We start from the raw sequence: 21447 nt of genomic DNA, 5'->3' as shown, positions 1-21447 counted from the left end.
GGACTAAGCCATGACTTCTTGGTTGAAGCGGTTTTCGCTCGCGCTCGCCCTGTGCGGCGCGTTTTCGTCGGCGCCGGCGGCCGAAGCGGCGCAACAGCTGCGCTTGTACGCGATCGATTGCGGCCGCGCCCAGTTCGACGACCTGGCCCCGTTCGCCGACACCGGCGAGTACGAAGGCCATCCGGGCACGCTGATGGCGTCGTGCTTCCTGATCCGCCATCCCCAGGGCGACCTGCTGTGGGATGCCGGCCTCGGCGACCAGCACGCCGGTTCGCCCGAGGGCGTGCGCCTGCCGCTGTTCCGCGCCGTCGTCTCCAAGACCGCCGCCTCGCAGTTGCAGCAACTGGGCCTAAGCTTCGACGACATCGACTATTTCGCGTTCTCGCACGGCCACGGCGACCACCTCGGCAACGCCAACCGGCTGCAGAACGCGACCTGGATCGTCAACCGCAAGGAACTGGAATGGCTCAACGCCACCCCGGCGCCGGCGCGCACCAACCTCAAGCTGATCCAGGCCCGGCAGGAGGCCAAGACCGTGCTGATCGACGGCGACCACGACGTGTTCGGCGACGGCTCGGTGCGGATCTTCAAGGCGCCCGGGCATTCGCCGGGCCACCAGGTGTTGTTGGTCAAGCTGCCGCGCAGCGGCGCGGTGATGCTGTCGGGCGATCTCTTCCATTCGCACGAGAACCGCAAGCATCGCCGCATGCCGGTGTTCAACGTCAGCCGCAGCGACACCCTGGCCTCGATCGAGCGCGTCGAAGGCCTGCTTCGCCACCACCGCGCCCGCCTGGTGATCCAGCACTCGACCGAGGACTTCGCCAAGCTGCCGGTGCTGCCGGCCTACCTGGACTGATCGGCGTCTGGCTTATCGGCGGCGGCGCGGTGTCGTATCCTGGCGCCCTTTCACACACCGGAGCGATGCGCGTGGAGTTCGAGACGATCGGAGAAGTGGTGCAGGTCGACCAGGTGGCGGACGTCAATCAGCGCCTGCAGGACGGTTGGGTCATCCTCGCGATCGGCACCGGCCAGCGTCCGGGCGGCGAGCCGTGGATCCAGTACGTGATGGGCCTGCCGTACGAGGACGAAGACGAGGAAGAGGAAGAAGAGGGCGAGGACGACTGAGTCGCCGGACCGCTCGGAATTCCGTCGGGGCGGCCGGTACGACCGGCCGCTTTCTCGTTGGACAGCGGTCGTGCCGCTTATCGGCTACGCCGAAACTCGCCTTGGATTGGTGATCGCCGCTGCGATCCGCCGCGCCTGCGCGTATGCCGTTTCATTCGCGAGCGGACGAGGCATCGGTTGCGCGATGTCGCGACAGGCGTTCGGGCCAGTCGCGCCACAACTGCACGCGACCCAGCGAATCGTGGAAACCACGCGCCGACCTGCCAGCGGATACGGCGCGCGGCGAGGCGTCGCCCGGCGGCAGACGAGGCCTGCGACACCGGCGCGGCGGCGTGTCGCGACGCGCTTGCTAAGCTCGCGCGGCTGCGTTCGCTCCGCCTCGTGCTGCGACTGCGCAGACCACCGCCCACCCAGGAGAACGCCCTTGAAGCCGTCGCCGTTGGCCGTACTGCTGATGTCGCTGCTCGTCTGCACCCCCGCCGTCGCCGGGTCGGCGGCCGCCGACCCGGCGCCGATCCCGGTGGAATACGCCGATCCGGGCCGCCCGATCGATCTTCCCGACCGGCGCCTGAACTTGCGTTGCTACGGCGGCCGCGGGCCGAAGGTGGTGGTGCTGGAGGCGGGCAGCAACGCCGATTCCACGACCTGGTACCGGGTGGTGCCCTTGCTGCGGGGCGCGGCGCGGGTCTGCGCCTACGACCGCGCCGGCTATGGCTTCAGCAACGAGGGGCCGATGCCGCGCGATCTGGACGCCGCCGTCGCCGATCTGCACATGGTGGTGCGGGCCAGCGCCGGCGCCGGTTCGGCGGTGCTGGTCGGGCATTCGCTGGGCAGCAACATCGTCCGCCGCTATGCGCAGGCGCATCCGGAGCGGGTCGCCGGGTTGGTGTTGCTCGACCCGCCGGAGCAGGGCGCGGCGCCGGCCATGCCGGCGCAATGGAAGCGACAGGACGCGGCGTTGAGCGCACGCCGCGATGCGCTGCTGGCCGCCTGCGAGAGCGCCGCCGAAGCCGGCCGCTTGGGCACGCCCGAGCCGGCGACCCAGAGCTGCCTGCGCGCCCCGCCGCCGTGGATGGGCGAAGCGGTGGCCGACGCCGTCCGCAGCAACAAACTCAAGCCCGGTTACTGGCGCACCCTGCGCTCGGAGCTGGAGTCCAACCGCGTCGTGTTCGCCGCGCCGGTATCGGCCGACGAAAGCTACGGTGCGATTCCGTTGCGGCTGCTGGTCGCCGACGCCGCTTACCCGGGGGCGACGGAGGAAGCGCGCGCGGTCTTGCAGCGGGCGCGCGCGCAAACCCACCAGCGCATCCTCGCCGCGTCCAGCGCCAGCCGACGGGTGGACCTGCCCGGCAGTTCCCACGAGGTGCCGCTGGACCGTCCGCAAGCCGTGGCCGACGCGGTGCGCGAGCTGCTGCGCGCCCCGCGCCGGCCGGCGCCGCCGGCCGAAGCGCGCTGATCCGATCGCGGTCGCGGCGATAGCGTCGACCCGTTCACGCCGGAGTCTGCGGCCTGGGTCGGCTCCCCACGCCGTCGCTCGGGCCGCGACCGCGCGCGTGTACATTGTCCGGCCGCGCCTGCCGTCGTTGGCCGGCGCGGCGCGGATTTCGCGTAAGGGCGAACGTAAAACGACCGGCCAACCAGGAGCGACGCCATGGGATACCAATTCGAGACCAAGACCCTGAGCAGCGGCGAGCAGGTGCGCCTGGTCAGCTGGGACGACCTGGCGCCGACCCAGCACGGCCACGGCCTGCATGCCAAACCGTGGACCGCGGCCAATACCCGTTCGAGCATCGGCTTCTACGACTCGACCGTGGAGTACATGCGCAACGACTGGGCGCTGGAGCACATGCAGCCGCAGCAAGCCACCCTGCCCGGCATCGGCAGCGTGTTGCTCTACCACCATGCCGACAGCAACAGCTGGCACAGCACCGATGCGCTGGACATCGACCACGTCAGCCAGTGGCGCGAGCATTTCGACACCCTCGGCGTGGCCAACCATGCCGATGCGCACATGGCCTACAACGACGTCGACAACCTGCGCATGCTGCCGTCGGTGATCAACCGCGCCCGCGACAGCGCCGACCACGTACTGCGCCACTACGGCGCCGATTCGACGCAGTGGAAGACCTGGGTCGAGGAGCGTTTCGGCTTCGATCCCGACGCCGATCGTCCCGGGTTCGATCCCGATCGCGACCAGGCCCGGCGCACCCAGGCCACTCTGGGCCAGTCCTGGTCGCCGGACGACGGCCGCAAAGGCCTGAGCTTCGACAGCAAGGTGCTCGGCCAGTGGTTCGAGGCCGAGCTGGGCCGTTCCTACGCCGGCAGCGTGAACCTGACCAACCAGGCCGGCGACGTGCAAACGGTGCCCTTGTTCCGCTGCGCCGCCTCGGGCCAGCTGTGCACCCGCGACGCGCTGGACATCGACCACAAATTCCCGTTCGAGCTGCTGTCGCAGGAGATGCTCAAGCACGCGCCCAACGGTTCGCTGAGCAAGGCCGACGCCCTGGACGCCTACAACGACGTGTCCAACCTGCGCCTGGTCAGCCGCAGCACCAACAGCTCGCACGAATTCGAAGTGGACCTGCGCAACGAGTACCGCGATTTCGAGGAAGCGGAAGTCCCGGGCGAGTTCGACGACTTTCTCGATCAGGACACGATGGACGAGGAACTGCCCACCGCTGTGGCCCAGCAGGCGCGCGAGCTGGGCTTGAACTATCGACCGATGCCGTGGCTGAACGAGGACGGCCATCCGCTTAAAGCGCAGTACGACGATGTCCTCGGCAAGCTCGGCCAGACCGACTTCGGCCGCAACATGAGCGGCGAGCAGCGCCAGAACGCGGCCGGCGCGCTGGTGGTCGCGGCGCAGCAGGGGAACTTGGGTTCGGTCGACTCGGTGGCGCAGAGCGTCGACGGCCAGACCCTGTTCGCGGTGCACGGCTCGCAGCAGCATCCGCTCGGCCTGGCGCACGTGCCCAAGCAGGAGGCGATGGGCCAGTCGGTCGGCATCAGCACGTTCAAGCTGGAGGAACTGCCGCAGCCGCAGGCCCAGGTCCACAACGCGCAGCAGCAACAGCAGCAGAACGCGCGCACGATGATGCAGTAAGCGCCGATGGTCATGCTGTGTGTGGCCGGATGGTCGCGCACGGCGCATGCGCACGAGCGAATGCTCGAAACGGTGCGCGCGGTCGTCTTCCCGACACCGTAGCGAACGCTCGCGCTGGCTAGAATCCGGGTTCCCCCGGCCTTGCGCTGCGTCCGGCGCAAGGCCCCACCGCTAGTACGCCCGCAAGGACCCCGCGACATGCACCTCTCAGGATTGCGAAGCACCGGCGCGCTCGCGCTGGTATTGGCCGCCTGCGGCCTCAACGGAGCGCAGGCGCAGACCGGCACGCTCGGCCGCGTCTTCCACGCTTACGACAACAGCCGCTACCAGGACGTCGACCTGGTCGGCGAGGCCGGTCTGGTCAAATCCAACATCGTCTACCAGGCGCGGGAATGGGCCGATTGCACCGTAATCGACAAGCTGCCGCGCCAGGCCGCGTTCAAGGCCGCGGTGGCGGCGGCCGCGGACAAACACCCCGGCCCGATCGTGCTCGATTTCGAGAACATCTGGATCAAGAACGTCGACCCGGCCAAGGCCCATCTGCGCTACCGGATCTGGCGCCAGTTGTTCCTGTGGGCGCGCCAGGCCGCGCCGGGACGGATGATCGGCGCCTACGACCTGCTCGGCCCGAACAGCGACCAGTATCTGGACTGCGCGCGCGACCTGGCCCAGTACCAGGACGGTTTCTTTCCGCATCTGTACACCGCGACCGCCTTGGACCAGGCGACCTGGGAGCGCCGGCTCGACAACCGGGTCGCTTCGGCGCGCAACGTCGATTCGAGCAAGCCGTTGATTCCCTACGTCCGGCCGCAATACGAAGCGACCTGCGGCCAGAATCCGAACCCGGCCTATCTGCCGGCCGATCGCTGGCGCCGCCAGCTCGACCAGCTCGGCGCCAAGGCTGGCGGCTTCGTGGTCTGGAGTCCGGTGCAGTGTTCGCAGACCGTGGGCAGCAATCGCGCCTGGGTCGCCGAGACCGTCGACTTCATGCGCGATCTCAATGCGGCCTCGACGGCGGCGACGCGCGACGCCTCGGCTTGGAGCGGTACGGCGCCGGCGCCGCCGCTGCCGGCATGCGCAACGACTCCCGGCCTGAGCGCGCCGGTGCGCACGCCGCAACCGGCGCCGGCCGCGGCCGCGGCGGAAGAGCCGGATTGCGACGAACTGCCGCCGCTGTAGCCGCGCCGCTCAGGCGGCCTTGAGCCGATTTTTCTCCCGGCTCAGGGCCGCGTCCGCGCGCAGGAACACCGCGCCGGGAGCCTCCTGCGCGCTGCTCGCCGCGGCGCTGCCGACCAGCACGGTCAGGCCTTGGCCGCGCTGGCGTTCGACGGTGCGCCGCAAGGCGTCGACCCGCGCCTCGACGTCGCCGCCGCTCAGGGTAGCGACGAATTCGGGGCTGGAGGTGACCCGGTCGATATGGTCGCCGAACTCGGGCCGCAGGCAGTGCTCCAGGGCCAGGCCCAGCGCCTGCATCGCTTTCTCGGTCGCGCGTTCGCCCAGGCGCGCAATGGTGCCGGCGTAGTCCTGCAGTTCCAGGATCGCGACGGTATAGGGTTCGGCCGGGGCCGCGACCGGCGCGGTCTGTTTGGTGGCCGCTGCGGCCGCCGCCGCGGCCGGCTTGGCCAGCAGCGCGCCGACCTCGGCCTGGTGCTCGCGGGCATGGGCGTCGATCAGTTCCATCGCGATCCGCGACAGCGACTTCAACGCCTGGCGCTGGCGCGGATCGAGTTCGCGCGGTTCGCTGTCGAGCACGCAGACCGTGCCGATCGCCACGCCCTCGTCGGTGACCAGCGGCGCGCCGGCGTAGAAGCGGGCGATCTCGTTCTCCACCAGCGGCAGGTTGGCGAAGCGCGGATCGCGGGCCAGGTCCGGCACTTCCAGCAACTGGTCCGGACTGCGGATCGCATGATCGCAGACCGCGACGCTGCGCGCGGTCTCGCTCTCGTCCAGGCCGACCCGGGCCTTGAACCATTGCCGGTCGCGGTCGACCAGCGAGACCAGGGCGATCGGCGTGTCGCAGACGGTGGCGGCCAGTTTGACCAGGTCGTCGTAGACCGGTTCGGGCAGGCTGTCGACGATGCGCAGCCGGTCGAGCGCGCGCTGGCGTTCGCTCTCCGGAATCGCGTTGGACGGGGTGGCGGCGGTACGGCTGGCGGCGGTGGGCATGGGCAACCGAGGAAGAGGCGAGCGCGCGGCCCGCGGACGAGTTCAGTGATCGCCGATCCGCCGTTAGCGAAAAGTGAATCAGTCGTACAGCGAACGCTAGGCACGGCGTTCGATGAGACCCGCCGGCTCACGTCGTCGCGCGCGGCATGCGTATCGAGCGGCTCGAGCGCGCATGGCGCGTCCCGGCGGAGGCGCCGGCGCAATTTGCGGCGGACCGGGACGCAATCCGCGCCGCCGTCGCGCACGAAACATGCCGCACGCAACGGACAGGGTGCGGCCGGGGCGCCTGCGGGTATCGTTTGGCGCTACTTGTCGCGGCCAGGCTTCGCGGCGGCGCCGGCCTTGCTAAGGTCGGGGCGTCCTTCTCACGGAGTCGCCGATCATGGCCGGGGGCAGTCAGGAACTGGAGGGCTTCGTCCGCGAAGCCCTGATGCGCGGGCAAAGCAAGCAGGCCACCGCGCAGGCCTTGGCCGCGGCGGGCTGGAGCGCCGAACAGACCCGCGGCGCGCTGGAGGCCTATGCCGACGTCGGCTTCGTCCTGCCGGTGCCCAAGCCGCGCGCTTCGCTGTCGGCGCGCGAGGCCTTCGCCTATCTGGTGCTGTTCTCGACCCTGTACCTGGTCGCCTGCAGCCTCGGCAGCCTATGGTTCGATTTCATCAACCTGGCCTGGCCGGACGCGGTCGACGATTTCGGCTATTGGCGGCGCAGCATCGACGACTCGCTGCGCTGGTCGGTATCGGCGCTGAGCATCGGTTTCCCGGTGTTCGCCTTCGTCTGCCATCGGGTCGCCCGCGACGTCGCCCGCCATCCGATCAAGCGGCTGTCGCCGGTGCGGCGCTGGCTGACCTACCTGACCCTGTTCCTCGCCGCGGCCGTGCTGGTCGGCGACATGACGGTGCTGGTCTACAACCTGCTCGGCGGCGAGATCAGCTTGCGCTTCGCGATGAAATCGCTGGCGGTCGGCGCGATCGCCGGGACCATCTTCGGTTACTACCTGTGGGATCTGCGTCGAGAGGAGAATCAGGCATGAGCGCGCCGGTCGGACGTTGGCTGTTGATGGTCGTCGGCGCCGCGGTGGCCGCCTCGTGCATCGCCGCAGTGGCGATCATGGGCGGGCCGGAGGCGCAGCGCGACCTGCGCCTGGACCAGAGGCGGGCGCACGAGCTGCAGCAGATCAAGCGCGAGCTGCGCGAATACTGGCAGGCCAACAACCGCCTGCCCGGCGACCTGCCGGCGTTGGCGGCGCAGCCCGGCGTGGCCTTGTCGGTGGCCGATCCGGAAACCGCGCAACCCTACGCGTACCAGCCCGGCGCGGCCGGCCGCTACCGGCTGTGCGCGAACTTCGCCACCGACACCGGCGACGAACGCCGCCACGACGCCGGCCACTACGGCATCCAATCGGATTGGCGCCACCCGGCCGGCCGCCATTGCTACGAGCTGGACGCGGCCAAGCCGGCCGACTGAGCGGCGCGGCCCGGCGAATCCGCTGCAACGGGATTGGCAACTACGCTTGAGATGGGACCAGGTCCGAGCGGCGTGCGGGTTCGCCCGCACCGGCCGGGAGGCTAAAGATTCCGACAGCGCCACCTGCGGATCCGGGTTCAGATCACGATGCGGCCGGCCGCAAGGCCATGCCGCCGCAAAACTTCGTCCCGCCGGCGTCATGGTGCGTCTGGCGCCCGGCGTCTATGCTCGTCGCCGAAACCATTGCCCTGTCCCGAGCCGGAGGTCGCATGCGCGTCGTGTATGCCTTGCTGTGCGTGGCCGGCACGTTGTGGCCGCTGGCGCAGTTCGCGCCATGGCTGGCGGCCCACGGCCTGGACTTGCCGCTGATGTTTCGGCAGGCGGCCGCCAACCCGATCGCCGCGTTCGCCTGGAGCGACGTGCTGGTGTCCGGCGTGGCGGTGGTCGCGCTGATCCTGGCCGAAGGCCGGCGCCTGGGCATGCGCCGATGGTGGCTGCCCCTGCTCGGGCTCGGCGTCGGCGTGTCGCTGGCGCTGCCCTGGTTCCTGCTGTTGCGCGAACGGCATCTGGCGGCGAGAAGCGGCGATGGCCGAGTTTGAAGTCAGCCGCCTGCTCGACACCGCCAGCGTCTCGGTGCGCAACGTCCGCTGCCGCGGCGAGTGCCGGCATCGCAGCGCCGAGGAGTGCGCGTCGGCCACGCACCTGGTGTTTCCCTATCGCGGCCTGTATCTGCGCCACGTCGGCAGCGATCAGTCGGTGGCCGACGCCAACCACGCCTTGTTGTTCAACGCCGGCGAGGGCTATCAGGTCAGTCATCCGGTCAGCGGCGGCGACGCCAGCCTGGTGCTGGCGATATCGCAACCCTTGCTGCGCGAACTGGCGCCGGCGGGCCTGTTGCAGGCGCGCGACGGGCTCGCGTTCCGGCGCCAGACGCTGCAGATCGATCCGCGCGCCCAGGCCCTGGTCGCCCTGCTGCGCCACCGCCTGGAGCACGGCCATATCGAACCGCTGGAGGCCGAAAGCCTGGCCCTGACCCTGGTCTGCCGCACCCTGGGGCCGCGCTCGACCCACAACGGCGGCGGCGGGCCGGCGCGGCGGCGCCTGGTGGACCGGGTCAAGGTGTTGCTCGCCAGCGACCTGGGCCGGCGTTGGAGCCTGGACGAAATCGCCGCGGAGATCGGCGGTTCGGCGGTATACCTGACCCAGGCTTTCCAGCAGGTCGAGGGCGTGCCCTTGTACCGCTACCACCTGCGCTTGAGGCTGGCGCGGGCACTGGACCTGGTCGCCGATGCGCCGGACATGTCGGCGCTGGCCCAGGACCTGGGCTTCTCCAGCCACAGCCATTTCGCCGCCGCCTTCAAGCAGGCCTACGGGCGCAGCCCGAGCGCGTTCCGCCAGACCGCGCGCGCCAAGAGCGGCTGAGCGCGCCGGTCGCCGCCCGGCCGCCGCGACGATCGCTAAAGATTCCGACAGCGCCGCCGGCGCGCCGATGGTCTTCTGTGTTAGCCCGATCGACGGGCGAGAACCGGAGAGCATCATGAACGAGAAGACTTGCGCGGCCTGCGACTATCCGCTGGACGAGAACGCGATCGAAGTGCGGATCGGCGGCGAAACGGTCGAGGTCTGCTGCGAAGAATGCGCGCAGAAACTGCGCGAAGCGCAGGCGCAGCCGTGAGCGGCGCCGATTTCTTCGCCGCGCGCCGGACGGTGGCGACGCCGTCCGGCGAGATCGGCTACGTCGAGCGCGGCAGCGGCCCGGTGGCCTTGTTCGTCCACGGCGTGCTGCTCAACGGCTACCTGTGGCGGCATCAGCTCGACGAGCTGAGCGCGGTGCGCCGCTGCATCGCCCCGGACCTGCTCGGCCACGGCTACACCGAGGCCGCGCCCGGCCAGGATCTGTCGGTGACCGCGAACGCGCACATGCTGGCGCAGTTCCTCGACGCGCTCGGCATCGAACGGGTCGACCTGGTCGGCAACGACAGCGGCGGCGGCATCTGCCAGATCTTCGCCGCCTTGTATCCGCAGCGCCTGCGCAGCCTGACCCTGAGCAACTGCGATGCGCACGACAACTGGCCGCCGCAAGCGTTCCAGCCGTTCGTGGCGATGGTCGCCGCCGGCGGCTTAGGCCAGACCCTGGCCGCGATGCTGGCCGACAAAGACGTATTCCGCTCGCCGCAGGCGCTGGGGCCGGCTTACGAGCGGCCGCAGCGGGTCGAAGACGACACCATCGAGACCTATCTGCGCCCGTTCCTGAGCTCGCCGCGAAGGCTGGGCGAACTGGAGCGCTTCGTCGGCGCGTTCGACTGCCGCCACACCCTGGCGATCGAGGACGGCCTGCGCCGGCTGCGGGCGCCGACCCTGATCGCCTGGGGCAGCGACGATGTGTATTTCCCGCTGCAATGGTCGCATTGGCTGCAGCAGACCATTCCCGGCACCCGGCGCCGGGTCGAGTTCGACGGGGCGCGGATCTTCTTTCCCGAAGAGCGTCCGGCCGAGTTCAACCGCGAACTGCGCGCGCATTGGCACGCCGCCGCGGTGGCGCCGACGCCGGCCGCGGTCGAGGGCGCAACGGCATGAGCGCAACGATCACGGCGCAACCGCGGCGGCGCGGCGCGGCCGAGCCGGCCGCGCCGGTGGCGGTGTACGGCGCCTACGGCCACACCGGCCGCTTCGTCGTCGCCGAGTTGCTGCGGCGCGGCTGGACGCCGCGCCTGTGCGGTCGCGACGCGGCGCGGCTGCGGGCTTTGGCCGCAGAGTTCCCGGATCCGCAGATCGCGGTCGCAGCCACCGACGATGCGGCAGCGTTGGATCGCGCCCTGGCCGGCGCGCAGGCGGTGATCCACTGCGCCGGCCCCTTCCTCGACACCGGGGCGCCGGTGCTGGACGCGGCCCTGCGTGCCGGCATCGGCTACTTCGACCTCTGCGCGGAACAGGCCGCGGTCGCGGCGGCCTACCGGCGCCACGACGAGGCGGTCGCCGCCGGCATCGTCGCGGTGCCGGCGGCGGCGTTCTACGGCGGCCTGGCCGACCTGCTCGCCAGCGCCGCCTGCACCGACTGGAGCGAGATCGACGCGATCGAGATCGCGGTGGCGCTGGATTCCTGGCAGCCGACCTTGGGCACCCGCCTCACCGGCCAACGCAACCAGGTGCCGCGCTGGGTGATCGAGGACGGACGCGAGTCCCTGGTGCCGAATCCGCCGCCGCAGCGCGAATGGCGGTTCCAGGCGCCGTTCGGCACCCAGCCGATGACCCTGCTGCCCTTGTCGGAAGTCGTCACCGTGTCGCGCCATCTGTGCTGCCGGCGATTGCATTCCTATATGAACCTGGCGCCGCTGCAGGACCTGCGCGACCAGGCCACGCCGCCGCCGCGCCCGGCCGACGCCAGCGGACGTTCGGCGCAGCGCTTCGCGGTCGAGGTGCTGATCCGCCGCCGCGGCGAGGAGCGCCGCGCCTGCGCCCAGGGCCGCGACATCTACGCGATCAGCGCGCCGCTGGTGGTGGAGACCATGGAGCAGGCCTTGCGGGGAGCGGGGCGCGGCGTGATCGCGCCGGCGCAGGCCGGCGAGGCCGGCGCGATGCTGGTTGCGCTCGCGGCCGCCGATCCGGACTTCGTCGTCGCGGTCGAAGCCGAAGCGCGCAGCGCAACCGGCGCCGAGGCTTGACCGCCGCGCGCTGCGCACGCGGTCGCAATCCGGCCGCGGCATGACGTTTGTAAGCCAACCGCGCTGCACGGTGAACGCCGTCGCCAAGCGGCGCCGGCGTGGCGGCGCGATATTCGAAACTGTGAGCGCCGCGGATGCGCAGGCCGGCGCGGCGGGTCATGGTGCGCGATGCCGGTCGCGCGGCGTCGCGCGGCCGGCATCGCCTCGCGGCGCTGCGCGCCCCGCGGCGATCCCCCGCCCGACGCCATCCGCAGGAGGAACGATGCAACAGCACCACGCAATATCCGCGCGCGCGTCGCGCCGGCTCGCGGCCGGCGCACTGGTCTGGGCCCTGGCGACGCTGGCGCCCGGCGCCGCGGCCGCGGCCAACCAGGGCAGCGGCTTCTACGTCGACCCGAACTCGAACCCGGCGATCTGGGTCCGCGATCATCCTGCCGACGCGCGCGCCAGCAAGATCCGCAACGCCATCGCGACCAAGCCGATGGGGCGCTGGTTCGGCAACTGGAGCGGCAACATCGGCACCGCGGTGGCGACCTATGTCGACGCCGCGCGCGCGGCCGACAAGCGGCCGATCCTGGTCGCCTACAACATCCCCGGTCGCGACTGCGGCAGCCACTCCGGCGGCGGCGCCGGCAGCCCGGAGGCCTACCGCACCTGGATCTCCAGCTTCGCCTCGGGCATCGGCGACCGCCGCGCGGTGGTGGTGATCGAACCCGACGCCCTGGCCCAGCTCGACTGCCTGGCCGCCGACCAGCGCAGCATCCGCATCGGCCTGCTGCAGTACGCGGCGCGCGAGTTCAAGCTGCGCGCGCCGAACGCGCAGGTGTACCACGACGGCGGCAACGCCACCTGGATCGGCGCCGACGAGATGGCGCGGCGGTTGAACTCGGCCGGGGTGCGCGATATCCGCGGCTTCGCCCTCAACGTGTCCAACTACCACACCACCGCCGCGTCCAACAGTTACGGCGCCGCGGTCGCCGCCTCGCTCAACCGCCAGTTCGGCTACGCCAAGCCGTTCGTGGTCGATACCAGCCGCAACGGCAACGGCTCCAACGGCGAATGGTGCAACCCGGCCGGACGCAAGCTCGGCGCGAGCTCGCAGGCCAGCACCAGCGGCGCGGAGATGCTGCTGTGGCTGAAGGTGCCGGGCGACTCCGACGGCCAATGCGGCATCGCGCCGAATACGCCGGCCGGTACCTTCGCTCCCGAGCTGGCGGTGCGGTTGATCGACGGCTGGTAAGCCGGCGGACCTCAGTCGAGCGTCGCGCAATAGCGGTCCAGTTCGTCGGCATAGGGCAGTTGCGCGCCGACCCGGGTGCAGGTCAACGCCGCGGCGCGCGCGGCGCGTTCCAGCGCAGCGCGCAAGGCCGGGACCGCGTCGCAGGGCAGCGGCGACGGCTCGCCGCCCAGCCAGGCGCGCAGGCCGGGGCAACCGAGCAATCCGTCCAGCAATGCGGCCTGGAAGGTGTCGCCGGCACCGACGGTGTCGGCGACCCGGACCTGCGGCGCGCTCACTTCGATGCGCTGTTCGCGCAGCAGGCCGATCGCGCCGTGCGCGCCGCGGGTGACCACGACCAAGTGCGCGCCGGCGTGCAGCCAGGCTTCGGCCGCAGCCAGCGGCTCGCGCCGCGGATACAGCAGTTGCAGGTCTTCTTCGCTGACCTTGATCAGCTGCGCCAGCGCGCTCCATTCGCCGATGCGTCGGCGCCAGCAGGCCAGATCGGGCTCTACTCCCAGGCGTACGTTCGGATCCAGGCTGAGCGCGCGCCGGCCGCGCTCGCGTCGTGCCAGCGCCAGCAGCGCCGAGCCCGTCGGCTCGACCACCAGCGAGTAAGAACCGAAATGCAGCGCCACGCAGTGGTCCGCCAGGGCCGGCAAATCGGACGCTTGCAGGGCGCGCTCTGCGCCGTCCTGGCCATAGAAGGCATAGGCCGGCACGCCGGCGGCGTCGGCGGCGACCAGGCTCAGCGTGGTCGCCGTGCCGGGTTTGTCGGCACAGGCGCCCGCATCGACGCCTTCGGCAAGGATCGCCGCGCGCAGGCGCGCGCCGAGCGCGTCGGCGGCCAGGCCGGTGAACAGTGCGGCGCGCCGGCCGAGCCTGGTCAGGCCGACGGCGACATTGCAAGGCGAGCCGCCGAGGCGGCCGCGTAGGCGCAGTTCTCCGGGCGAAGCGCCGGACGGATGGCCGTGCTGCGGTGGCGCCGTGGGGTCTGCGTCCTGTGCATGCAGGAACAGATCGAACAAGGCTTCGCCGCACACCAGGACCGAAGCGGCTGAGCGAGGGAACGGACGATGTAAGAGGTTCATGAGGCGATCCGATGCGGAAAAACGTGCGGTGCGTCGGCGACGGCGCGCGCCGCGCAATGGCCGGCGACCGGCCGGCGGACAGGTCAGTCGGCCAGCAGCGGCCGCTCGGCCATCGCCGTGCGCAGGTCGCGGTCGGTGCGGCGCAGCACCGCGTGGGCGCGGCGTTTGCGCGCGTGCAGCTCGGCCATCGCCGGCGAGGGCCGGGTGATGCCGCCCAGGCGCGACATCGCCCGCATCGCCGAAGGGATGTCCGGGTACAGGCCCGCAGCGACCGCGCCGAGCATCGACGCGCCGAGCAGTACCGGTTCGGCAGTGGCGGCCTGGGCGATCGCCAGTCCCGTGGTGTCGGCCATCAGTTGGCGCACCAGCGGGCTGCGGCTGGCGCCGCCGCTGGCGACGATGGTCTCGCCGGCGACGCCGTGGTTGCGCATGCTCTCGATCACTTCGGCCAAGCCGTAACCTAGGCCGCACAGGGTCGCGACGAAAAGCCGTTCGAGCTGGTCGAGATCGCGGTTGAGGTCGAGCCCGGCGACGATCGCGCGCGCGTCGGGGTCGGCGTGCGGCGAGCGGTTGCCGAGGAATTCCGGCAGCACATGCAGCTGCGCCGCCAGCCGTGCGCTGTCGGAGGCGTGGCCGCAGCGCGCCAGCACCTGCGCTTCCAGCCAGCCCAAAGGATCCAGGCCTGCGCGTGCGGCGGCCTGCGCGACGTCGGCGCTGGCCGGATGCGACTGCACCAGGTGGTCGATCGCGGCGCCGGCGGCGGATTGGCCGCCTTCGATCAGCCACAGCCCAGGCAATAACGCCGAGTAGTACGGCCCCCACACGCCCGGAACGAAGCGCGCGTCGCGGCTGCTGGCCATCACGCAGGCCGAGGTGCCCATGATGTAGGCCAGCCGGCTGCAGGCATCGACGTCGGGTTCTGCGTCGCCGCCGCGGCTGCCGAGGGTTCCGATCGCGCCCGCGTGGGCATCGATCAGCGAAGCGCCGACCGCGATGCCGCGCGGCAGGCCGAGTTCGGCCGCGGCCTGGACGGTCAGCCCGCTGCCCAGGGACGTGCCCGGCTCGACGATGCGGCGGCCGATGCGGGCGTGCTCGTGCAGGCTCAGGTCTCCCAGGCCGATCGATTCGAAAAACGCGTCGCTCCAGCGCCGCTCATGGGCCAGGTAGGTCCATTTGCAGGTGACGGTGCAGGTCGAACGCGCGTCGCTACCGGTCGCGCGCAGGCTGAGGAAGTCGGCCAGGTCCAGGAAGTGCCCTGCGCCGTAGTAGCTGGCCGGCGCATGGCGCTTGAGCCAGAGCAGCTTGGGAGTCTGCATTTCCGGCGAGATCTGGCCGCCTACGTAGCGCAGCACGTCGGCGCGGCCGGCGTTGATTTCGCGCGTTTCGGCGCCGGCGCGGTGGTCCATCCAGACCACCACGTTGCGTTGCGGATCGCCGGACGGGCCGGCCGCGAGCGGCCGGCCGCGCGGATCGAGCACCACCAGCGAGCAGGTCGCGTCGAAGCCGATCCCGCGCACCTCGCCGGCAGCGACGCCGCTCTCGCGCACCGCCTCGCGCACGCTGCGCACGCAGGCATCCCAGATGTCATCGGAAGACTGTTCGACAATCTCGCCCGGCTCATGCCAGGTGCGGATCGGATGGCGCGCGGTCGCCAACAGGCGGCCATACGCGTCGAACACGCCGGCGCGCGCGCTGGTCGAACCCACGTCGATGCCGATGACCGCTCCCGCCATGGCCTGGTTCATCGTCCGCGATCACCAGCAAGTGTAGCCGCCGTCGGCCAGGACGATGCTGCCGGTCATCAGGCTGGCGGCGTCGGAGGCCAGGAACAGCACCACCGAGGCGATCTCGTCGACCTCGCCCAGGCGCGCCATCGGCGTGCCGCCGATCCAGGCCTGGTACATCTGCGGCTGCGACTGGACGAAGGCGTTGAGCGGGGTGGCGATGTAGGTCGGCGCGACCGCGTTGACCCGTACCCCGCGCGCGCCCCATTCGGCGGCGAGCGAACGGGTCAAGTGATGCACCGCGGCCTTGGAGGCGTTGTAATAGCTTTGCGCTTGCGGCTTGTTGACGATGAAGCCCGACATCGAGCCGATATTGACGATCGTGCCGCGGCCGGCGGCGAGCATATGCCGGCCGAACTCCCGGCAGCACCAGAAGGTGCCGTTGAGGTTGACGTCGATGACGTTGAGCCAATGTTCGTCGGCGACGTCCTCGGCCGGGGTTTCGCTGCGGGCGATGCCCGCATTGTTGACCAGGATATCGATCCGGCCGTAGCGCGCGACCAACTCGTCGGCGACCGCGCCGACCCGCGCCGAATCGGTTACGTCGACGATGGCGATGTCGGCGTCCAGGCCGATCCGGCGCAGCTCGGTGCGGCCTTCCTCGGCGACCTCGGCGTCGCGATCGGCGATCACGACCCGGGCGCCGGCTTCGGCCAGGGCCTGGACGCAGGCCAGGCCGATCGCGCGGCCGCCGCCGGTGACGACCGCGGTGCGGCCCTCGAGTTTGAACTTTTGCAGGTACATGGCGAATTCCGTGGGGAAGGGTGAGGCGGCGTCAGCTCATCCAGTTGCCGCCGTCGACGTTGAAGGTCTGGGCGACGACGTAGTCGGCGTCGTCGCTGGCCAGGAATACCGCCGCGCCGGCGTGATCTTCCGGGCGGCCCATCCGGCCCAGCGGAACGGCCTGGCCGACCAGACGTTTCTTCTCGCCGGGACGGCGGCCTTCGTAGCGCGCGAACAAGGCGTCGACTTCGTCCCACATCGGCGTGTCGACCACGCCCGGGGCGATGCCGTTGACGTGGATGCCGTGCCGGATCAGGTCCAGGCCGGCCGACTGGGTCAGGCTGATCACCGCGGCCTTGCTGGCGCAGTACACCGAGACCAGCGCTTCGCCGCGGCGTCCGGCCTGCGAGGCTATGTTGACGATGCGTCCGCCGCGGCCGCGATCGATCATGTGCCGGGCGACGGTCTGCAAAGTGAAGAACAAGCCTTTGGCGTTGACCGCGAAGACCCGGTCCCAGCTGCTTTCGCTGACCTCGACCACCGGCGCCATGTCGAACACGGCGGCGTTGTTGACCAGGATGTCGATGCCGCCGTAGCGCTCGGCCACCAGTTGCACCATGGCGTTGATCGACCATTGTCGGGTCACGTCCAGCGACACCGCCATCGTCTGTTCGCCGTGCTGGCGGGCCAGGCGCTCGGCCTCGCGCAGGTCGACGTCGGCGATGGCGACCCGGGCGCCTTCGGCGAGGTAGCGTTCGACGATCGCGCGGCCGATGCCGCGCGCGCCGCCGGTGACCACGGCGATCTTTCCTTCCAGCTTCATGCGCGTACCGCCTCCCCGGCGGCGTCGAAACGATGCAGGCGTTGCGGATCCGGGCGCAGCACCACCGATTCGCCGGCGCAGATGCCCAAATGGCCCGGTGTGCGCGCGCTGAGCGCGCCCAACCCCGGCACGTCGACGTAAAGGAAAGTGTCGCTGCCCAGGTGTTCGGCCAGGGTCACGGTGCCGGACCAGCCGTCGCCGTCGCGCGACACGGCGATGTGCTCGGGGCGCACGCCGAGCGTGTCGGCGCCGTGCGTCGCGGCGGCGATGCCGGCGACGAAGTTCATCTTCGGCGAGCCGATGAAGCCGGCCACGAACAGGTTGCGCGGCCGCTCGTACAGTTCCAGCGGCGTGCCGACCTGCTCGATCCGGCCGGCGTTGAGCACCACGATCTTGTCGGCCATGGTCATGGCCTCGACTTGGTCGTGGGTGACGTAGACGGCGGTGGTGCCGAGGCTGCGCTGTAGCCGGATCAGCTCCATCCGCATCTGCACCCGCAGCGCGGCGTCGAGGTTGGACAGCGGCTCGTCGAACAGGAAGGCCTTGGGTTCGCGCACGATCGCGCGGCCGATCGCCACGCGCTGGCGCTGGCCGCCGGACAGCTGTCCGGGGCGACGGTCGAGGTAGCCGCTGAGGTCGAGAACGCCGGCCGCGCTCTGTACCCGGCGTTCGATCTCCGCCTTGGGCAGGCCGGCCATCTTCAAGCCGAAGGCGATGTTGTTGCGCACGTTCATGTGCGGATACAGAGCGTAGGATTGGAACACCATCGACAGTCCGCGCTTGGCCGGCGCGGCGCGGGTGACGTCCTGGCCGTCGATCAGGATGCGGCCCTCGCTGACGTCCTCTAGCCCGGCGATCAGGCGCAGCAGGGTGGTCTTGCCGCAGCCGGAGGGACCGACGAAGACCACGAACGAACCGTCCTCGATGTCGAGGTCGGCGCCGTGGATGATGGTCGCTGCGTCGAAACGCTTGCGTACCGCTTGCAGGGTGATGCGTCCCATGGGAGCTCTCTTGCGAAGTTGGGGGCGCGCGGTCTACTTCACCGCGCCGAAGGTCAGCCCGCGCACCAGCTGCTTCTGGCAGAACCAGCCCAGCACCAGGATCGGCGCGATGGTCAGGGTCGAAGCGGCGGAGAGCTTGGCCCAGAACAGGCCTTCGGGGCTGGAGTAGGAGGCGATGAACGAGGTCAGCGGAGCCGCCTGCGAGGACGACAGGTTCAAGGACCAGAAGGCCTCGTTCCAGGCCAGGATGATGTTCAGCAGCAGCGACGAGGCGATGCCGGGCAGGGCCATCGGCGCGAGGATGTAGGCGATTTCCTTGCCGATGGTGGCGCCGTCCATGCGCGCGGCTTCGAGGATGTCCTTGGGGATGTCCTTGAAGTAGTTGAACAGCATCCATACCACGATCGGCAGGTTGCTCATGCACAGCACCGCGATCAGGCCGATCCGGGTGTCGAGCAGGCCGGCGTCGCGGTAGATCAGGTAGATCGGCACCAGCACGCCGACCGGCGGCAGCATCTTGGTCGACAGCATCCACAGCAGGATGCCGCGGGTGCGCCGGGTCGGTGCGAACGCCATCGCCCAGGCGGCCGGGATAGCGATCAGCATCGCGATCAGGGTCGAGCCCAGCGACACCGCCACCGAGTTCCAGGCGTGGCGCAGGTAGTCGCTGCGCTTCTGCACCTGGATGTAGTTCTCCAATGTCCAGTCGAACAACAGCAGCGAGGGCGGGGTCGAGAACGCATCGATCTCGGTCTTGAAGCTGGTCAGCAGCATCCACAGGATCGGGAAGAACACGATTCCGCCGACCAGCCAGGCGACGGCGGTGGTCAGCAGCATCTGCGGCATCGGCGCGCGACGGGCCATGTCAGGTCTCCAGGTTCTTGCCGACGATGCGGACCAGGAAGAAGGCGGCGATGTTGGCGATCACCACCGCGATCAGGCCGCCGGCCGAAGCCGCGCCGACGTCGTACTGCAGCAGCGCTTGCGAATAGATCAGGAAGGCCAGATTGGTGGTCTGGTGGCCCGGGCCGCCGCCGGTGGTGACGTATATCTCCACGAACACGGTGAGCAGGAAGATGGTCTGGATCAGCACCACGATGGTCAGCGGGCGCGCCAGGTGCGGCAGGGTCAGGTAGAAGAAGCGGTCGAACGGACCGGCGCCGTCCATGCGCGCGGCCTCCTGCTGCTCCTCGTCCTGCGACTGCAGCGCGGTCAGCAGGATCAGCACCGCGAACGGCAGCCATTGCCAGGCGACGATCAGGACGATCGCCAGCATCGGATGCTCGGCGAACCAGTCGATCGGGATCAGGCCGAACGCCCGCCAAAGCCAGGCCAGGAAGCCCTGTACCGGGTGCATCAACAGGTTCTTCCACACCAGCGCGCTGACCGTAGGCATGATGAAGAACGGCGCGATCAGCATCAGCCGCACCACTCGCCGGCCGATGAAGGCCTGGTCCAGCAGCAGCGCGATCGGTACGCCCAGCAGCACCGTGATCGCCAGCACCGCGCCGACCAGCAGCAAGGTGTTGCCGAGCGAGGCGAGGAAGGCGGGATTGCCGAGGAAGTAGCGGAAGTTGTCGAGGCCGACGAAGGCCCGTTCGGGGTCGAGCAGGCTGTAATGGAGCGTGGAATACCACGCGGTCATCGCCAGCGGCACGATCATCCAGGCCAACAGCAGGACGATCGACGGCGCGATCAGCCAGCGCGCGAGCTTTTGCGTCTGTTGCGTGGCCATCGGTCTGTCCCGAGCCGCGTTGGCGCCATTATCGAACAAGCGAGCCCAGGCCGGACCCGGCCGCCGCGCGGCGGCCGGGGGCGTTCCGACGCCCGGCGCGGGCGCGCCGGGGGGAGAGAGAGCGGTGGGTGCGCTGCTAGAGGTCATCGTGGTGTCCTCGCGCGTCCCACGGCCGGCGCGGGCAGCGCCGGCCGTCGGGCGCCGGCTCAGAAGTTCAGGCTCAGTTGCAGGCCCAGGACCGTGGCGTTCTTGCCGTCGAGTCCGTTCGCATGCCGCACGTACTGCAGGCTGGGCATGATCTCCACCGCCGGGGTGACGGCGAAGTTGTAGTTCAGTTCGACCGGGTACTCGTAGCGCTGCACGCCCAGAGCCGGCGCGCCGGCCGTCGGCGGGGCGCGGTTGTAGCGGCGCTGGGCGTCGCTGAGGCGGCGGCTGACCGCGTTGCGGCCGAACGCCAGGCCGAGCCGGTCGCGCGGCCGCGACGGCAACGGCGCATTGAGGAAGCCGCCGACCGCGAGCACTTCGCCGACCGCGCTGACCTCTTGGTCCGGTCGGATCAGGCTGGCGAACAGGCGCAATCCGCCGCCGGCGGCGTTGCGGGTCACCTGTTGTTCCAGATTGAGGTACCAGGCGCGGTCGGTGTCCTGGATCGCGATCGGCGCTGCGCTCAGTCCGCTCGGGAAGCCGGCGCGGTCGAACAGCTTGGGCTTGTCGGTGCTGTTGCGGACCACGCCGATGCGGTAGTCGCCGTCGATGCCGCCGCCGAAGTCGGCCTTGTATTCGATCTCGCCGACCATCAGCGTGCCGCCGTCGTCGCCGGGCGTATGCAGCTTCAACCCCTGTTCCAGCGACAGCGTGCGCGGATTGGTGTCGTAGCCGCCGAGCTTGAAGAACCAGCGCCGGTCGGGGCTGTAGGTGACTTGCGCGCCTAGCGCGCTGAGCGGGTCGCCGTACCAGTTGCCGCTGATGTAGTTGGACGAGCCGCCGCTGCAGAAGGTCAGGTGCTGGAAGGCGCAGCTCATGGCGAAGAAATCGGCGCTGGGGTAGATGCGCCCGGCCTTGATCCGCAAGCGATCGTCGAACAGGCGCTGGGTCAGCGAGAACTGGGTCAGGCGGGTGACGTTGCCGCGGCCGTAGATCTGCATCGACTGCAGCAGGAACGGCATGCCGGCCTTGTCGTTGATCAGTTCGCCGTTGCGGTTGCTGATTTCCAGCTTGAACTCCGCGCCGCGCCAACCGAGCAGCGGGTCGAGGTCGAAATAGCCGCCGAGGAAGAACTGGTCGGCGTAGGCGGTGGCGCTGCGCGCGCCGCCGCTGGCGTTATGGCCGGCCTGGCCGAAATAGCCGAGCTTGAGGTCGACGCCGCGTTCGGCGAGGCGGGCCCGGGCGCCGCCCCAATCGCCGGTGAGGTAGCGGTTGGGGTCGAATTCGCCGGCGCGGGCCGCGTTGCAGGCCAAGGCCGCGGACAAGGCCAGCGCGGTCGCGGCCGATGGTTCGAGCTTCTTCATGATGAGCGACTCCGTTAGGGCGCCCGGCGCGGCGGCCGCCCTGCAT

The 21447-nt window shown here is 70.3% G+C and carries 22 protein-coding genes; 13 read left to right on the top strand and 9 right to left on the bottom strand.

Translation table 11 applies throughout. The features are described 5' to 3' along the window. Nucleotides 1-10 precede the first annotated feature (10 nt). The 5 genes from AC3A57_RS01640 to AC3A57_RS01620 all read left to right on the top strand — a co-directional run bounded on the left by AC3A57_RS01640 (nucleotide 11) and on the right by AC3A57_RS01620 (nucleotide 5407). A complete protein-coding gene (locus tag AC3A57_RS01640; RefSeq protein ID WP_487577271.1) occupies nucleotides 11-856 on the top strand; it encodes an N-acyl homoserine lactonase family protein in 846 nt (281 codons plus the stop codon). Nucleotides 857-927: 71 nt separating this feature from the next. Further along, nucleotides 928-1125, top strand: coding sequence for a hypothetical protein (locus AC3A57_RS01635; protein ID WP_221670234.1), 198 nt, complete (start codon nucleotides 928-930; stop codon nucleotides 1123-1125). A gap of 424 nt (nucleotides 1126-1549) precedes the next feature. Beyond that, nucleotides 1550-2581 carry an alpha/beta fold hydrolase gene (locus AC3A57_RS01630; protein ID WP_487577270.1) on the top strand — a complete coding sequence of 344 codons (1032 nt, stop codon included), beginning with the start codon at nucleotides 1550-1552 and terminating at the stop codon, nucleotides 2579-2581. A gap of 195 nt (nucleotides 2582-2776) precedes the next feature. Then, nucleotides 2777-4228, top strand: coding sequence for an XVIPCD domain-containing protein (locus tag AC3A57_RS01625; protein ID WP_487577269.1), 1452 nt, complete (start codon nucleotides 2777-2779; stop codon nucleotides 4226-4228). 198 nt (nucleotides 4229-4426) lie between these two features. Next, a complete protein-coding gene (locus AC3A57_RS01620; protein WP_487577268.1) occupies nucleotides 4427-5407 on the top strand; it encodes a hypothetical protein in 981 nt (326 codons plus the stop codon). Nucleotides 5408-5416: 9 nt separating this feature from the next. On the opposite strand, the gene AC3A57_RS01615 is transcribed toward AC3A57_RS01620, so the two are convergent. Further along, nucleotides 5417-6394: a GAF domain-containing protein gene (locus AC3A57_RS01615; protein WP_487577267.1), complete on the bottom strand. Its 978-nt coding sequence runs from the start codon at nucleotides 6392-6394 to the stop codon at nucleotides 5417-5419. A gap of 382 nt (nucleotides 6395-6776) precedes the next feature. Here AC3A57_RS01615 and AC3A57_RS01610 point away from each other — a divergent pair, with 382 nt between their 5' ends. The 8 genes from AC3A57_RS01610 (at nucleotide 6777) to AC3A57_RS01575 (ending at nucleotide 12760) form a co-directional block, all read left to right on the top strand. Further along, the gene (locus AC3A57_RS01610; protein WP_487577266.1) at nucleotides 6777-7424 is read left to right on the top strand and encodes a DUF5671 domain-containing protein; all 648 of its coding nucleotides are present in this window, start codon (nucleotides 6777-6779) and stop codon (nucleotides 7422-7424) included. Then, nucleotides 7421-7858, top strand: coding sequence for a hypothetical protein (locus AC3A57_RS01605; protein ID WP_487577265.1), 438 nt, complete (start codon nucleotides 7421-7423; stop codon nucleotides 7856-7858). Before AC3A57_RS01610 ends, AC3A57_RS01605 begins: the two co-directional genes overlap by 4 nt. A 269-nt stretch (nucleotides 7859-8127) precedes the next feature. Beyond that, nucleotides 8128-8457: a DUF2834 domain-containing protein gene (locus AC3A57_RS01600; protein WP_487577264.1), complete on the top strand. Its 330-nt coding sequence runs from the start codon at nucleotides 8128-8130 to the stop codon at nucleotides 8455-8457. Then, a complete protein-coding gene (locus AC3A57_RS01595; RefSeq protein ID WP_487577263.1) occupies nucleotides 8444-9280 on the top strand; it encodes a helix-turn-helix transcriptional regulator in 837 nt (278 codons plus the stop codon). The genes AC3A57_RS01600 and AC3A57_RS01595 overlap by 14 nt, the downstream gene beginning before the upstream one ends. A 115-nt stretch (nucleotides 9281-9395) precedes the next feature. After that, nucleotides 9396-9533 carry a hypothetical protein gene (locus tag AC3A57_RS01590; protein WP_221670223.1) on the top strand — a complete coding sequence of 46 codons (138 nt, stop codon included), beginning with the start codon at nucleotides 9396-9398 and terminating at the stop codon, nucleotides 9531-9533. Beyond that, nucleotides 9530-10435, top strand: a complete 906-nt coding sequence (locus tag AC3A57_RS01585) for an alpha/beta fold hydrolase (RefSeq protein ID WP_487577262.1) — start codon at nucleotides 9530-9532, stop codon at nucleotides 10433-10435. Before AC3A57_RS01590 ends, AC3A57_RS01585 begins: the two co-directional genes overlap by 4 nt. Continuing rightward, complete coding sequence (locus AC3A57_RS01580) at nucleotides 10432-11520, top strand: saccharopine dehydrogenase NADP-binding domain-containing protein (protein WP_487577261.1); 1089 nt, start codon at nucleotides 10432-10434, stop codon at nucleotides 11518-11520. The genes AC3A57_RS01585 and AC3A57_RS01580 overlap by 4 nt, the downstream gene beginning before the upstream one ends. 262 nt (nucleotides 11521-11782) lie before the next feature. After that, complete coding sequence (locus AC3A57_RS01575; RefSeq protein ID WP_487577260.1) at nucleotides 11783-12760, top strand: glycoside hydrolase family 6 protein; 978 nt, start codon at nucleotides 11783-11785, stop codon at nucleotides 12758-12760. A gap of 11 nt (nucleotides 12761-12771) precedes the next feature. Here the strand turns inward: AC3A57_RS01575 and AC3A57_RS01570 are convergent, their stop codons facing one another. The 8 genes from AC3A57_RS01570 to AC3A57_RS01535 form a co-directional block, all read right to left on the bottom strand. Then, nucleotides 12772-13827, bottom strand: a complete 1056-nt coding sequence (locus AC3A57_RS01570) for a carbohydrate kinase family protein (protein ID WP_487577259.1) — start codon at nucleotides 13825-13827, stop codon at nucleotides 12772-12774. Nucleotides 13828-13910: 83 nt separating this feature from the next. Next, nucleotides 13911-15572 carry an FGGY-family carbohydrate kinase gene (locus tag AC3A57_RS01565; protein WP_487577258.1) on the bottom strand — a complete coding sequence of 554 codons (1662 nt, stop codon included), beginning with the start codon at nucleotides 15570-15572 and terminating at the stop codon, nucleotides 13911-13913. A 9-nt stretch (nucleotides 15573-15581) separates the two neighbouring features. Next, nucleotides 15582-16355 carry an SDR family NAD(P)-dependent oxidoreductase gene (locus tag AC3A57_RS01560; RefSeq protein WP_487577257.1) on the bottom strand — a complete coding sequence of 258 codons (774 nt, stop codon included), beginning with the start codon at nucleotides 16353-16355 and terminating at the stop codon, nucleotides 15582-15584. 31 nt (nucleotides 16356-16386) lie between these two features. Continuing rightward, nucleotides 16387-17157, bottom strand: a complete 771-nt coding sequence (locus tag AC3A57_RS01555; protein ID WP_487577256.1) for an L-iditol 2-dehydrogenase — start codon at nucleotides 17155-17157, stop codon at nucleotides 16387-16389. Next, nucleotides 17154-18158 carry an ABC transporter ATP-binding protein gene (locus AC3A57_RS01550; protein ID WP_487577255.1) on the bottom strand — a complete coding sequence of 335 codons (1005 nt, stop codon included), beginning with the start codon at nucleotides 18156-18158 and terminating at the stop codon, nucleotides 17154-17156. The genes AC3A57_RS01555 and AC3A57_RS01550 overlap by 4 nt, the downstream gene beginning before the upstream one ends. 33 nt (nucleotides 18159-18191) lie before the next feature. Next, the gene (locus AC3A57_RS01545; protein ID WP_487577254.1) at nucleotides 18192-19022 is read right to left on the bottom strand and encodes a carbohydrate ABC transporter permease; all 831 of its coding nucleotides are present in this window, start codon (nucleotides 19020-19022) and stop codon (nucleotides 18192-18194) included. A gap of 1 nt (nucleotide 19023) precedes the next feature. Next, complete coding sequence (locus tag AC3A57_RS01540) at nucleotides 19024-19893, bottom strand: carbohydrate ABC transporter permease (protein WP_487577253.1); 870 nt, start codon at nucleotides 19891-19893, stop codon at nucleotides 19024-19026. 206 nt (nucleotides 19894-20099) lie between these two features. After that, a complete protein-coding gene (locus tag AC3A57_RS01535; RefSeq protein ID WP_487577252.1) occupies nucleotides 20100-21401 on the bottom strand; it encodes a carbohydrate porin in 1302 nt (433 codons plus the stop codon). Between the last annotated feature and the right edge of the window lie 46 nt (nucleotides 21402-21447).

The sequence above is a fragment of the Lysobacter sp. Soil_C_15 genome (assembly GCF_057657315.1).
The sequence above is the reverse complement of the archived record's forward strand: the minus strand, read 5'-3'. Positions and strand labels throughout refer to the sequence as shown.

What these genes read in the sequence shown, in the direction of transcription:
- AC3A57_RS01640 (WP_487577271.1), top strand. Translation starts at nt 11, where the DNA reads ATGACTTCTTGGTTGAAGCGGTTTTCGCTCGCGCTCGCCCTGTGCGGC.
- AC3A57_RS01625 (WP_487577269.1), top strand. Translation starts at nt 2,777, where the DNA reads ATGGGATACCAATTCGAGACCAAGACCCTGAGCAGCGGCGAGCAGGTG.
- AC3A57_RS01620 (WP_487577268.1), top strand. Translation starts at nt 4,427, where the DNA reads ATGCACCTCTCAGGATTGCGAAGCACCGGCGCGCTCGCGCTGGTATTG.
- AC3A57_RS01615 (WP_487577267.1), bottom strand. Translation starts at nt 6,394, where the DNA reads ATGCCCACCGCCGCCAGCCGTACCGCCGCCACCCCGTCCAACGCGATT.
- AC3A57_RS01610 (WP_487577266.1), top strand. Translation starts at nt 6,777, where the DNA reads ATGGCCGGGGGCAGTCAGGAACTGGAGGGCTTCGTCCGCGAAGCCCTG.
- AC3A57_RS01605 (WP_487577265.1), top strand. Translation starts at nt 7,421, where the DNA reads ATGAGCGCGCCGGTCGGACGTTGGCTGTTGATGGTCGTCGGCGCCGCG.
- AC3A57_RS01600 (WP_487577264.1), top strand. Translation starts at nt 8,128, where the DNA reads ATGCGCGTCGTGTATGCCTTGCTGTGCGTGGCCGGCACGTTGTGGCCG.
- AC3A57_RS01595 (WP_487577263.1), top strand. Translation starts at nt 8,444, where the DNA reads ATGGCCGAGTTTGAAGTCAGCCGCCTGCTCGACACCGCCAGCGTCTCG.
- AC3A57_RS01590 (WP_221670223.1), top strand. Translation starts at nt 9,396, where the DNA reads ATGAACGAGAAGACTTGCGCGGCCTGCGACTATCCGCTGGACGAGAAC.
- AC3A57_RS01580 (WP_487577261.1), top strand. Translation starts at nt 10,432, where the DNA reads ATGAGCGCAACGATCACGGCGCAACCGCGGCGGCGCGGCGCGGCCGAG.
- AC3A57_RS01575 (WP_487577260.1), top strand. Translation starts at nt 11,783, where the DNA reads ATGCAACAGCACCACGCAATATCCGCGCGCGCGTCGCGCCGGCTCGCG.
- AC3A57_RS01570 (WP_487577259.1), bottom strand. Translation starts at nt 13,827, where the DNA reads ATGAACCTCTTACATCGTCCGTTCCCTCGCTCAGCCGCTTCGGTCCTG.
- AC3A57_RS01565 (WP_487577258.1), bottom strand. Translation starts at nt 15,572, where the DNA reads ATGAACCAGGCCATGGCGGGAGCGGTCATCGGCATCGACGTGGGTTCG.
- AC3A57_RS01560 (WP_487577257.1), bottom strand. Translation starts at nt 16,355, where the DNA reads ATGTACCTGCAAAAGTTCAAACTCGAGGGCCGCACCGCGGTCGTCACC.
- AC3A57_RS01555 (WP_487577256.1), bottom strand. Translation starts at nt 17,157, where the DNA reads ATGAAGCTGGAAGGAAAGATCGCCGTGGTCACCGGCGGCGCGCGCGGC.
- AC3A57_RS01550 (WP_487577255.1), bottom strand. Translation starts at nt 18,158, where the DNA reads ATGGGACGCATCACCCTGCAAGCGGTACGCAAGCGTTTCGACGCAGCG.
- AC3A57_RS01545 (WP_487577254.1), bottom strand. Translation starts at nt 19,022, where the DNA reads ATGGCCCGTCGCGCGCCGATGCCGCAGATGCTGCTGACCACCGCCGTC.
- AC3A57_RS01540 (WP_487577253.1), bottom strand. Translation starts at nt 19,893, where the DNA reads ATGGCCACGCAACAGACGCAAAAGCTCGCGCGCTGGCTGATCGCGCCG.
- AC3A57_RS01535 (WP_487577252.1), bottom strand. Translation starts at nt 21,401, where the DNA reads ATGAAGAAGCTCGAACCATCGGCCGCGACCGCGCTGGCCTTGTCCGCG.